The following is a 12354-nucleotide window of genomic DNA, read 5'->3' on the forward strand; positions in this document are numbered from 1 at the left end:
CCTCATGAAGGATAAAACCAATAACTGATTATTGTTACTTAAGTTGCTTTTCGTTGCTAAAGAGAAATTATTTCATAGCGACGCATCAACAATATGGCATCATACACCCGTCACTATTGATCTTCAGCGTATACGCACTTCCCCCAAAGTGGTTTAATCATATGCAGTGATCCACTGTAAGGAAATTGCGCATTTTTATTTCGCTGGTCCTGCAGTACCAAATCAATTTCGGATGTGATAATGGCTTTTACTTTTGAATGATATCGCTGAAGTGAAATATCACTGATAGGAACAGGTAAGCGCAGGCTACTGTCATTTTTCATCTTACTGTAGACACCATCTTTGATGCGCATTCTGTTGCCATCAGGGATCCCCATTTTCAGGTCGTAGCACTTCAATCCCGCCAGTCGCACCGCAACGCTGATTTTCTCGATGCGTTTATCTTTGGCGCTAATCAACAGTACTTTGTTGTTTTCATACCAGTTTTCAAATGATTTAACGATGCCCACCTTCTCCTCAGAGGAGCGCCAGGTTGATCCTGGAAATTTCCAACTGTTTGAATCGTGTACTTCGCATTCTCTCTCGGTAATTTCCGGCGGGATATCTTTATCTTTAGCCCCTTGTGCAGCGGCTTCCTGGTAGATATACACTAAACGGTCCGCTAGCGTAGCGGTGGCGTCATATAGCGTATTCGTCTGAATAAGTGCCAGCAGGTTATCCCGGCTGATTGAAACCTGACAATAGTCGCTATCCCACGCAGTCGTTCCCTTGCTCTGAGCCTCTTCCTTTGCCTGGTTTGTCGTCTGCTTAACCGTTGTGAATTTCCAGCGATAGGGGGTGGATTGCTGCGCTTTTAAATAACACTGGATATCGCCAATCCATTGATAGATATCAGTCGCATAAATCCCGATGTATCGATTGAAAATACGCTGGGCATCATGTTCTGTGCCCTGGGTGATAATTCCCTCAATAAACTGTTGCCGGCCATCTCCTTCAAGCAACTCAACAATTTTCCCGAATTGATGACTGCTGCGCATTTTACCGAAAATTGAGCCCTGGCACGCTTCATCAAATTGAAGAAGCCAGGCAGGGAGCGCGATGTGTTTATGACGAAAATCATTGATAAGATCGCATACAGTTTCAGCAATGATCTGTAATGAATCGATTTTATGATAATCATCTAACCGTTCAAGCAGGAGGTCGCTGCACGAATGGGCGATGGAGAGATCCTGATGGCAATATCCTCCGCGCGCCTGCGTAGGAAGTGGTATGCAGCGTGTTTTGCTCTCCGTTAAAATGGTGAAGAGATCGCCCCGAATAAAATCATCCTCGCGCTTTTTTTGCTGTTGGAAACGACCATCCCAACCTGCTGGTTGGCGGTTCATTTCTCCCCAAGTCTTCAGGCTAACATTACCCTGATCAAATCCTTCATACAGCGAGTACATAAAAAAAAGCGCACTATTGAGGCTATTCTGCGGCTTCTCTTCAAACCCAACAGCATAAGTATCCCGTGAGTAAATTTCTTTAATTTTATTGTGCTGCGTACGTAGTCTAACGAGTACCTCGTGCTGCTCCGCGAACCAGTCACTGTACTCAGGAACCTGATTAAGCTGTCGTGCTTTAAAAATAAGCAGCAGCAGTTGCTCGCTGACTGCGTCGTATATGTTAGGGAAAGGGGATTCTGTGCCGGACAGAACAGTCCGGAATCGCTGCTTTTGGTACTCGGAAAGTGGCATAACGACTCCATAGTTGTGATCTTAATCACATAATTTGACAATACTTGTTAAGGTTTTCCCTTCGGACATTTTGGACATGTAGCCTATTACGAGCAGCCTATACGCCCCTTTTGCATCAAACCCATCAAGAAATCACTTTAAAAATCATTAAAACAAAATACTCACATAAAAAACAACTCAAACTCATATAAAAAAGTCATTTTATTTTTTATTTAAGTTAGTTTTTACTAAAAACATGAATAAAAATCAAATTAATATCTATTTATGGCAATTTGACCTTTTTACTGGCCCGTGTTTATCATTATCTCAACGAGGCATGGTGCCTCTTACTGCAGAAAATGGTGACAGTTATGCTTGGTTATATCTTTGATTATATTAGTGAAAACCCCATAAAATCTCTCGCAATTGCCGCTGCAACAGTGGCTACCGGTGGTGCCGCTGCAGTCATGGCACCCGCGATTGGCGCGGTAGCAAGTGCAGCAGGGCTCGGCATGGCAGGTGGTACGCTAAGCGGTGCAGCAGCCTCATCTGCAGGGCTTGCTGCATTAGGCGGAGGTAGTCTGGCCTCAGGAGGGTTAGGAATGGCGGGTGGTAAAGTGGTTGTCACTACCGTAGGAGCGTTAGTCGGTGGCAGCACTTCTGGCAGCATGTCGTCACTTTTTTATAACACCTAACTCACTTTTTGGAGAAGCAAATCATGGGTATTATTGCTGCAGGTTTACGTGAATGGAACTTCCAGAAAATCGCACGACTGACAAAAGCGGGTTTGAGCGACCGTACCATTGCGAGCGCGATTAATGACGATCTTAAAGAGCGAAACATTGAGGCGGGTCCGTTGTTGACCGCAAAAGACATTGGGTCATATAAAAAAATTTCCCATCTGGCTGGCGAGCGCTCATTAATAACAGAACCGAAGGTTCGCGCGCTGATTGATGATCCGGACCCTAATGCCCCAGTGTTGTAATTGTGCCGATATTGCGGGTTACCCCGCAGTAACGAAGCAGATAGGTTCAGGGATCAATTCACTACCTACTGCACGCTAACTCAAAGGCCCACTCAGCTTTTCTGAGCGGGCCTTTTTTATTCAGCGATCAAGCTGATGAAACAGGGTCAACCCGGAACACATCCACCATCACCATCAGATCGCGCGCCTGTTCCTGCATCGATGCGGCGGCAGCGGCAGACTGCTCCACTAAGGCGGCATTTTGCTGGGTTGCATCATCAATGTGATTCATGGTGTTGTTGATCTGCGCCAGACCATCGCTCTGCTCATGGCTTGATCCCGCAATATCACTCATCAGGCTCGCCATACTGGTAATGTTCTGCACCATATCCTGCATCGCTACATCGGCTTTCCCCACCAGCTCACGACCTTCGTCAATCTGGCCAACAGAACGATCAATCAGCTCACGGATCTCCTTCGCGGCGGTGGCACTGCGCCCTGCCAGCGTGCGCACTTCGCCCGCCACCACCGCAAAACCGCGCCCGGATTCTCCGGCACGGGCTGCTTCGACGGCGGCATTCAGCGCCAGAATGTTGGTCTGAAAAGCGATGCTGTCGATCACCTGAATAATATCGGCCATCCGGGAAGACGAATCATGGATGCCCTGCATACGGTGAGTGACGGAGCGCATCAACTCCCCGTTATGCCTGACAATCCCGCCCGCTTTGGTCGCCAGCTGATGTGCCTGCCCGGTATGCCCGGCCGTCTGGCTGAGCGTGCTGGTCAACTGGCTGAGCGTGGCTGCCGTTTGCTCAACGCTGGCCGACTGCTCTTCGGTTCGCGCCGACAGGTTGCTGTTGCCGGAGGAGATTTCATCCGCAGCATTGACGATTTCACTGGTGCGCACCTGGATGCGGTGAACAATCTGGTTAAGCTGCGCCTTCATGCCCGCCATGCTCTGCAATAACTGGCCGATTTCATCCTGACGATCGCTATTCAGCGTGCCTGTCAGGTCACCATGAGTAATACGGTTGGCCTCCTGTAGGGCTTCATTCAGCGGTGGAACGATCTGCCGGTGAATACTGACGGCAACGATCACGCCGACCAGCATCGCGACAATACCGAGAACACCCAGCAGCCAGCGATTCCAGGCCAGCAGCTCAGCGGAGTGCGACTCTTCAGCCCCGTAGATTTTATTGATGTCTTCCAGCAGGCCCGAGATCCGCACCTGGGTGGACTTATCATTGCGGGCAGCGGTGCTTTGCAGATCGGTACGGAGGCCGTCGATATCTTGCTGTATGGTGTCGGCTAAGGGCGCGTACTGGGCTGGCCAGTCGCCTTCGCGGATCAGTGAGTGGATTTTGTCGAGTTCGGTGCTGACCGCAGCCAGCTTCGTCATCGCGACGGCAGGGTTCTCCTGCAAGCCATCCTTGACGGCACCGGCATTATCATACAGTGCGCCGACCACCGATAAACGTGCCGATGAATCTTCCGCCGTGCTGAAACCACTAAAGCCGCAGTAACAAATGGCGGCGACAAAAAAAAGTAATACACCGAAACCTGCCGTCAGTTTTCGGCCAACCTTCATGTTCCTGAGCAGTTGCAGCATCAACATCCTCCGTGAGACAGCATGAGTGGGATTTTTATTTAAGATGACCTGATCAGTTACGGCATGTTGGCGCCGATCTTTATAGTGTTTCTATTTTTCAGGCAGTTAAATATAAAAGAAGAGAGGCATTCACCCGTAGTGGCTGACCATCTGTTCCGGTCAGCCAGCAAAGCTGACCTGATCCCTGGAACACTCCATCAGCACGGCTCGTTCGGAAAAGATGATCGCCCCCTGAGGGATCCCCACAAAAATTAATGGCTTCCCGTCCGGATTCAGGTCCGGGGCCAGTTTGAGCACGCCGGAGCGGCAAAATCCGCATCCCTGCGGGCCTCGGCACGCGACGTCCTGTCGCGTGACGTCCGGCTTACCTCAATCTGGCCCCCTCCCCGCAAGATAGCGCTCGCTGTGGGTTTTAAAACGCTACGACGTGACTGACTTTGCTGATTGATTTGGGTTTTGACCTGGGTTTTGACGTTGAGGCGGCATTCAGCAGCGCTGAGGAAGCACAGTGAACCAGGACGAACCGCCAGGACGGCGGTGAGAGGGAGAGCCGGCACAAGGATGTGCCGTCACGACCAGTCCGTCGGTGAACGACGCTTGCGAAGGCATCCACGCAGTGGACGCAGCGCCTGCCGCAAGCCCGGGTCCCCAGGGTGGGGGCGACTGCCCACCCTGGGTCGCTCAGCCCGCGCAGCGGGAAAGCGAAACGCCCTTGACGTTGACGTTGACCTGGCCCTGGCCCTGGCCCTGAACCATCGTGCAAACCATCCCCCAAGGGTCGACCGGAAAAAGGGTCGCCCCCTTCGGCTCGCCGCCAGGCTCCCCCCTTTAATTGTCAAAGAGTGTAATCCCACACAAAAAACATTCACACGGAGATATAGCCTGTGCTATACCTTATAGCAACTGCTAATTACGTCGTATTTTTAAGCGCTTTCTGGGAGATTTCTATGCGTTTTCAGTTCCGGTTAAAAAGGTGGATCTGCGCCACTCTGCTCGCCACCTTGCCGCTGGCACCCGCGCTGGCACAGGAAAAATTCAAGGTCATCACCACCTTCACAGTGATTGCCGATATGGCCAAAAACGTGGCGGGTGACGCCGCGGACGTGGCCTCCATCACCAAAGCCGGTGCAGAAATCCACGAATATCAACCCACGCCGGGGGATATCAAACGCGCCCAGGGCGCACAGCTGATCCTCGCCAATGGTCTGAACCTGGAGCTGTGGTTCCAGCGTTTTTATCAACACCTTTCCGGCGTGCCGGAAGTGGTGGTGTCTGACGGCATTGTGCCTATGGGCATCAGCGAGGGGCCTTACAGCGGTAAACCCAATCCTCATGCCTGGATGTCACCCAAAAATGCCCTGATCTACGTTGATAACATCCGCGATGCGCTGGTGAAACACGATCCGGCCAATGCCGATATCTATCGTAAAAATGCCGCCGCTTACAAACAAAAAATCAGCGCCACGGTGGCCCCGGTGCAGCAGGCTCTGGCGAGTATCCCGGCCGATAAGCGCTGGCTGGTGACCAGTGAAGGCGCCTTCTCCTATCTGACGCGTGATTTCGGGATGAAAGAGCTGTACCTGTGGCCGATCAACGCCGACCAGCAGGGCACCCCACAGCAGGTGCGTAAAGTGATCGATAAAGTGAAGCAGGAGAAGATCCCGGCGGTGTTCAGCGAAAGCACGGTTTCCGATAAAGCCGCCCGCCAGGTGGCGCGTGAAACCGGCAGTCATTACGGCGGCGTGCTGTACGTTGACTCCCTCAGCGCCGCCGATGGGCCGGTGCCGACCTATCTCGATTTACTGCGCGTCACCAGCGACACCATCGTTAAAGGCATTCAGCAGGGGCTGGCAAAATGAACACTACCCAGGCGGCACCCGACGGCATTCGGGTTAACGATCTGACGGTCACCTATCGTAACGGGCATACCGCCCTGCGCGATGCCACCTTACAGGTACCCGGCAGCAGCATCGCCGCCCTGGTGGGGATTAACGGTTCGGGTAAGTCCACGCTGTTTAAAGCCATTATGGGCTTTGTGCCGCTCTCACGTGGATCAATTACCCTGTTGGGCCAGCCTGCGCACAAGGCACTGAAGCAGAATATGGTCTCTTATGTGCCGCAGTCTGAAGAGGTTGACTGGTCCTTCCCGGTACTGGTGGAAGATGTGGTGATGATGGGCCGCTACGGCCATATGGGGATGCTGCGCATTGCGCGTGCGGAAGATAAACGCCTGGTGACAGAAGCCCTGGAGCGCGTCGGCATGGCGGAGTTTCGTCAGCGTCAGATTGGCGAGCTTTCCGGCGGGCAGAAGAAACGCGTATTCCTGGCGCGTGCCATCGCCCAGCGCGGCCAGGTGATCCTGCTGGATGAACCCTTTACCGGCGTCGACGTCAACACCGAACGCCAGATCATCAGCCTGCTGCATGAGCTGCGCGAGGAAGGCCGCACCCTGCTGGTCTCCACCCATAATCTGGCCTCGGTCAGTGAATACTGCGACCACACGGTGATTGTGAAAGGCACCGTGCTGGCCTGCGGCCCGACGGCCACCACCTTTACCCGTGCCAATCTGGAAAACGCCTTTAGCGGCGCACTGCGCGACGTGGTGTTCGGCGACGGCGATGCGCGTCCTGCGCTTTCCATGGTGCAGGGGGATCGCTAATGGCGTGGCTGGCGGAACCGTTCCACTATCAATATATGCTGAATGCCATGTGGGTATCGGCGCTGGTGGGCGGCGTGTGTGCGTTTCTCTCCTGCTATCTGATGCTCAAGGGCTGGTCCCTGATTGGTGATGCGCTGTCACACTCCATCGTACCGGGCGTGGCCGGGGCGTATATGCTCGGGCTGCCTTTCGCCCTGGGCGCGTTTCTCTCCGGCGGGCTGGCGGCGGGCAGTATGCTGTTTTTAAATCAGCGCACCCGGCTGAAAGAGGACGCGATTATCGGGCTGATCTTCTCCTCCTTCTTTGGCCTTGGGCTGTTTATGGTGTCGCTCAACCCCACGTCGGTGAACATTCAGACCATCGTGCTGGGCAACATCCTGGCGATTGCCCCGGAAGATATCATTCAGCTGGCGCTGATTGGCTTTATCTCGCTGCTGATCCTGCTGATCAAATGGAAGGATCTGATGGTGACCTTCTTTGACGAGAACCATGCGCGCTCCGTCGGGCTCAACCCCACGCGGCTGAAACTGCTGTTTTTCACCCTGCTGGCCGCCTGTACCATTGCCGCGTTGCAGACCGTGGGGGCATTCCTGGTCATCTGCCTGGTGGTCACGCCGGGTGCTACCGCCTATCTGCTCACCGACCGTTTCCCGCGCCTGCTGATGATTGCCGTCGCTATCGGCAGCACTACCAGCTTCTTCGGTGCGTGGATCAGCTACTACCTGGATGGCGCCACGGGCGGCATTATTGTCGTGGCACAGACGCTGGTGTTTCTCACCGCCTTTGTGTTTGCCCCTAAACACGGACTGCTGGCCCGCCGCCGTCGCGCAGCCGCCCCGCAGCAGGAGGCATGATGAACCTGACAGAACTGCTGTTAAGCCCGTTTTAATTTGATTTTATGAACACGGCGCTGACCATCTCGGTGATTGTCGCCATCCCCTGCGCCCTGCTCTCCAGCTTTATGGTGATCAAAGGCTGGTCGCTGATGGGCGATGCCATGAGCCATGCGGTGTTCCCCGGTGTGGTGATCGCCTGGATTGTCGGCATTCCGCTCGCCATCGGGGCCTTTTGCGCCGGACTGTTCTGTGCGCTGGCCACCGGTTATCTGAAAGAGAACAGCCGCATCAAGCAGGATACGGTGATGGGGATTGTCTTCTCCGGGATGTTTGCCGCAGGGTTGATCCTCTACATCTCGATCCAGTCCGAGGTGCATCTCGACCATATTCTGTTTGGCGATATGCTGGGGATCTCCACCAGCGATCTGCTGCAAAGCGGCGGCATTGCCTGCGTGATTGCGGTGATTATCGGGGTGAAATGGCGCGACCTGGTGCTGCATGCGTTTGACCCGCATCAGGCGAAAGCCAGCGGGCTGAACACCACCCTGCTGCACTACGGCCTGCTGAGTATGATTGCCCTGACGATTGTGGCGACGTTAAAAGCGGTGGGGATTGTGCTGTCGATTGCCCTGCTGATTGCACCGGGTGCGATTGCCATTCTGCTGATGCGTCGCTTCTCCAGCGTGATGATCTGCGCGGTGCTGTTGTCGGTGGTGGTGTGCTTTAGTGGAACCTATCTTTCTTTCTTCCTCGACAGCGCCCCCGGCCCGACCATTGTCGTGCTGTTCGCCCTGCTGTTTATCGCGGCCTTTATCTGGTCGGTGCGCCGCGAGCGTATGGTCGTACTCTCCTGACAGGTAAAAAAACGGCGTCTGCACAGGACGCCGTTTCTGTCGGTTTAGCTGATATCCTGGCCGTTGGTGGCGATCACTTTCTGATACCAGTGGAAGGATTTCTTCTTGTAGCGGTTGCCGGTGCCGCTGATCTTGTCGTCCAGATCAACATAGATAAAGCCGTAACGCTTGCTCATCTCCCCCGTCGACATGCTCACCAGATCGATGCACCCCCACGGGGTGTAACCCATCAGCTCAACGCCATCGTCAATCGCTTCCGCCATCGCATCAATGTGCTTACGCAGGTAGTTAATGCGGTAGTCATCGGCAATGTTGAAGTTAGCGTCTGGCTCATCCACCGCGCCCAGGCCGTTTTCAACAATAAACAGCGGCTTCTCATAGCGGTCGTACAGCTGGTTCAGCGCAATGCGCAGGCCAACCGGATCAATCTCCCAGCCCCAGGCACTGGCTTCGAGGAACGGGTTACGCGCCCCGCCGAGCAGGTTGCCGCTGGCGGCTGCCGCATCCGGGTCGGTGGCATAAGTGGTGGAGGACATGTAGTAGCTGAAACCGATATAGTCGACGGTGTGCTGCTTGATCAGTTCCAGATCGCCCGGCTGGATATCCAGCGTCACGCCCAGCGACTGCCACAGTTTTTTGGCGTAGTACGGATATTTCCCGCCCGCCTGCACATCAGCACAGTAGAAGTTAAACGCCTGGGTTTCTTTCAGCGAGGCCAGCTGGTTGAGCGGATTACAGTCGTACGCGTAGTTGGTGGCAAACAGGATCATGCAGCCCATCTGGATCTGCGCGTTGGTTTCGTGGGCAATTTTTACCGCCAGGCTGCTGGCGACAAACTGGTTATGCCAGCCCTGGAATTTCGCCTGCGCTTCCAGCGCGCCGGTTTTCACCGTCAGCCCCTGGCTCATCATCGGGAAGTGCGCGGCGCTGTTGATCTCGTTAAAGGTCATCCAGTACTTCACTTTGTCGCCGAATCGCTCCAGCACCGTGCGGGCAAAGCGCTCAAAGTGGCCGATCACCTCACGGTTTTTCCAGCCACCGAACACGGTCGCCAGGTGCAGCGGCATTTCGTAGTGGGAGATCGTAATCACCGGCTCAATGCCGTGTGCAATACAGGCATCAATTACCTGGTCGTAATGGCTGAGGCCCGCCTCGTTCGGCTGCTGTTCAATACCGTTAGGGTAGATGCGCGTCCAGGCAATCGAGAAGCGATAGCATTTGAAACCCATCTCAGCAAACAGCGCGATATCTTCGCGGAAGCGATGATAGTGGTCGATGCCTTTGTGGTTGGGATAGGTGTAGCGGGTTTCATCCAGCGTAAAGTCGAACTCTGGTGCGGCCACAATGCTCAGGCGCTGTTTGCCGCCCGGGATGGCATCGACAATCGACAGGCCTTTGTCGTCGACGTCGTATGCTCCTTCAACCTGATTAGCAGCCGTTGCGCCGCCCCACATAAAGCCCTGCGGAAACCTGTCTTTCATGCCACTTTTCCTTAAATGATACGGAGAGTTAGCGGCGCCGCAGCGCGAACGCACTGCCCTGACCCGACGTCAGCACCGCCTGAACGGCAGAAATAGTAGAGCAAAATCGGTGGAGTGAACAGCACCATGAAACCGATTGCAGAAATGAACCATGCGATAAAACTTACCCTCTCCCGCCCACTGCGCTTTGGCACGAATAACTTTCGCAGCATGCCCTGTGGCTGAGGTTACTGACGATAAAACACGATAAATGTTGAGTAAATCATCAGGTTGCTGCAAACATCAGCAGTTGGTTGCCCATCGTAACTTTTGCCGTTGACACCCAGGGTCGGGATCATTAATATGCGCCTCGTTCACACGATTCCTCTGTAGTTCAGTCGGTAGAACGGCGGACTGTTAATCCGTATGTCACTGGTTCGAGTCCAGTCAGAGGAGCCAAATTTAGAGAAGCCCGCTCAGGGAAACCTGAGCGGGCTTTTTGTTTTTGGCGCGTATCAATCGTGGCGGGATCAGATGTCATTCATCAAAAGCGATGTGCTTTCGATGCTGCGCTTGGTGGCTTTGAAAAAATATAGCGTTTGTCGTTCTTCAGTGCTTTCAGCCAGGAAGCGATATAGCTTTCATGCTGGACCTCTCCGACAATCCCCAGATCCGCCATCAGGAACGCGCTTCCCAGCTCGGCGATCAGCTCCTCAAAAGCATAATTCTCACTGCCAAACTTTCCTTTCATTTCACGGTTCAGCCGGCTTTTTGCCCCGCTCCAGTGAACCAGCTCATGCAGTCCGGTGGCGTAGAAATTGGCCGCATCGGTAAAAAGACAACGTTCAGGTAAACGGATTTCATCAGTTGACGGTGCAAAAAAGGCGTTTTGTCCCTTCTCAATGATGGTTGCACCACTGTTACGGAAAAGCGCTTCCACCTGCGGTAACGGCTCAAAGGTCTCTGCCGGGAAAACGGCTTCGTCACTCAGAGGCAAACCATCAATTTGCTCAACATTAAACACGGTGAACGTCTTCAGCATCGGGATAAAGTCAGTTTCTCCGTCGTCATTTTCCTTTTCCAGTGTGGTATAGAAAATGGCGGTAGTGCCGTGTTCCCCTTTACGCACCTGCCCGCCTTCCGCTTGCGCCTGTTTGTAAGTCATCCAGCGGGAATCGCTGAATCCCTGCTCGGACGCACTGCTCCACAACAACATGATATTCATTCCACTGTAGGCCGCTCCAGTTGAGTAATTTGTAGGTAATCCTGACGTGCCCGGTACCCGCTGCCACGGGCAGGACCACGGTTTTACACCGGCTTCAAGCGCTGTGATGATGCTCTCGGTAACTGTCTGATAAATATCCGTCCTGGTTTTAGAAAATTTCGTTTTTGAGGAGCCTGACTGCTCCAGCGGGGATACGCTGGTCGCCGCTGCGGTGTTAGGGGCGCTAGTCTGGGTATGCAGGGAAATCGTCATGATTTTTTCTCCGTCAGTGGTGTGATTTTCGTCTTCGTATCGCCTGACGGTTCGCTTTCCCGACATCGTTCCGGCACGCAAGGACGCAGAATGCGTGCCATTTATCCTTGCAGGACGGGTTGTGTTGGGAAACGATTAACCGAAAGCCGATACAGGAACGAAAAGCGCACAGGAGAAAAAACTGCCCCTGCATAGCCGGGCGTAGCGCCCCTTACTCCGCAGTGGTGAAAAGTAGATTGGTGGTGTTGAGTCTAGGACCGGCACTGACAGGAACTTCATGTAGGTGTTAGCATGCTTTCCTGCCGGAAGTGGCGATCCTGCTAACCGGGGGCGGTTTGTTCTTAAATAGTCTCGTTCCAGCATCAATTACTACCTGTTTCGGGCTGTCTCTGTATTGAACGCATCGTACAGTCTGTCCACCACCACCCGGATCCGGGGTGAGAGATTTCTTAAGCAGCCCACAACGTCGTAACCGGGGCAACCGGGCTTAGCAAGCGGCCCCAGCTTGCTACGCAAGTGTGACTATGGTTTTGATAGTAACCAGCATCGTCAGTTGTGATTCTGGTACATATAAGAGGCGGTCTTACTCGCTAGCGACTCGCTCTCCCACTTAAGTAATAAGCCTAAAGTTTCGTAATTATCTGATTGCCAGATTGACCAAATCCATAACATGAGTAACATTTGTAAATATTCATACAAGTGCAGTGCCTATGCAGCTGAGGGCGGTAGCGTGGGCCGAGGTCTCACTTTCTACTTTGGAAGCCAATTGGCTATCACGTT

Annotated in this window: 10 protein-coding genes and 1 tRNA gene; 7 read left to right on the top strand and 4 right to left on the bottom strand. The window is 53.6% G+C overall.

From position 1 onward, the window contains the following. Positions 1-113: 113 nt before the first annotated feature. Positions 114-1736: a hypothetical protein gene (locus WH277_RS19635; protein WP_171149799.1), complete on the bottom strand. Its 1623-nt coding sequence runs from the start codon at positions 1734-1736 to the stop codon at positions 114-116. Positions 1737-2008: 272 nt separating this feature from the next. Here WH277_RS19635 and WH277_RS19640 point away from each other — a divergent pair, with 272 nt between their 5' ends. Both WH277_RS19640 and WH277_RS19645 read left to right on the top strand, forming a co-directional pair. Further along, the gene (locus WH277_RS19640) at positions 2009-2410 is read left to right on the top strand and encodes a hypothetical protein (RefSeq protein ID WP_339506536.1); all 402 of its coding nucleotides are present in this window, start codon (positions 2009-2011) and stop codon (positions 2408-2410) included. A 23-nt stretch (positions 2411-2433) separates the two neighbouring features. Then, on the top strand, positions 2434-2700 hold the full coding sequence (locus tag WH277_RS19645; protein ID WP_171149797.1) for a hypothetical protein: 267 nt from the start codon (positions 2434-2436) through the stop codon (positions 2698-2700). Between the two features lie 127 nt (positions 2701-2827). On the opposite strand, the gene WH277_RS19650 is transcribed toward WH277_RS19645, so the two are convergent. After that, complete coding sequence (locus tag WH277_RS19650; RefSeq protein WP_339506538.1) at positions 2828-4288, bottom strand: methyl-accepting chemotaxis protein; 1461 nt, start codon at positions 4286-4288, stop codon at positions 2828-2830. 947 nt (positions 4289-5235) lie between these two features. Here WH277_RS19650 and WH277_RS19655 point away from each other — a divergent pair. From WH277_RS19655 to WH277_RS19670, 4 genes are read left to right on the top strand one after another with little or no spacing between them, the layout of a single operon-like run. Next, a complete protein-coding gene (locus tag WH277_RS19655) occupies positions 5236-6147 on the top strand; it encodes a metal ABC transporter substrate-binding protein (protein WP_339506540.1) in 912 nt (303 codons plus the stop codon). Next, positions 6144-6947, top strand: a complete 804-nt coding sequence (locus WH277_RS19660; protein ID WP_212812947.1) for a manganese/iron ABC transporter ATP-binding protein — start codon at positions 6144-6146, stop codon at positions 6945-6947. The genes WH277_RS19655 and WH277_RS19660 overlap by 4 nt, the downstream gene beginning before the upstream one ends. After that, positions 6947-7801, top strand: a complete 855-nt coding sequence (gene sitC / locus WH277_RS19665) for an iron/manganese ABC transporter permease subunit SitC (protein ID WP_133841677.1) — start codon at positions 6947-6949, stop codon at positions 7799-7801. The genes WH277_RS19660 and sitC overlap by 1 nt, the downstream gene beginning before the upstream one ends. A 44-nt stretch (positions 7802-7845) precedes the next feature. Further along, on the top strand, positions 7846-8637 hold the full coding sequence (locus WH277_RS19670) for a metal ABC transporter permease (RefSeq protein ID WP_339506542.1): 792 nt from the start codon (positions 7846-7848) through the stop codon (positions 8635-8637). 44 nt (positions 8638-8681) lie between these two features. Here the strand turns inward: WH277_RS19670 and WH277_RS19675 are convergent, their stop codons facing one another. Further along, positions 8682-10118, bottom strand: a complete 1437-nt coding sequence (locus WH277_RS19675; RefSeq protein WP_339506544.1) for a glycoside hydrolase family 1 protein — start codon at positions 10116-10118, stop codon at positions 8682-8684. Positions 10119-10480: 362 nt separating this feature from the next. Between WH277_RS19675 and WH277_RS19680 the strand changes: the two genes are divergently transcribed. After that, positions 10481-10556 (top strand) — tRNA-Asn (locus tag WH277_RS19680). A gap of 85 nt (positions 10557-10641) precedes the next feature. Here WH277_RS19680 and WH277_RS19685 read toward each other — a convergent pair. After that, entirely contained in the window at positions 10642-11574 is a 933-nt protein-coding gene (locus WH277_RS19685) for an ArdC family protein (protein WP_167863734.1), read from the bottom strand. Positions 11575-12354 lie beyond the last annotated feature (780 nt).

The sequence above is a fragment of the Erwinia sp. MYb416 genome (genome assembly GCF_037479575.1).
Lineage (GTDB): Bacteria > Pseudomonadota > Gammaproteobacteria > Enterobacterales > Enterobacteriaceae > Erwinia > Erwinia rhapontici.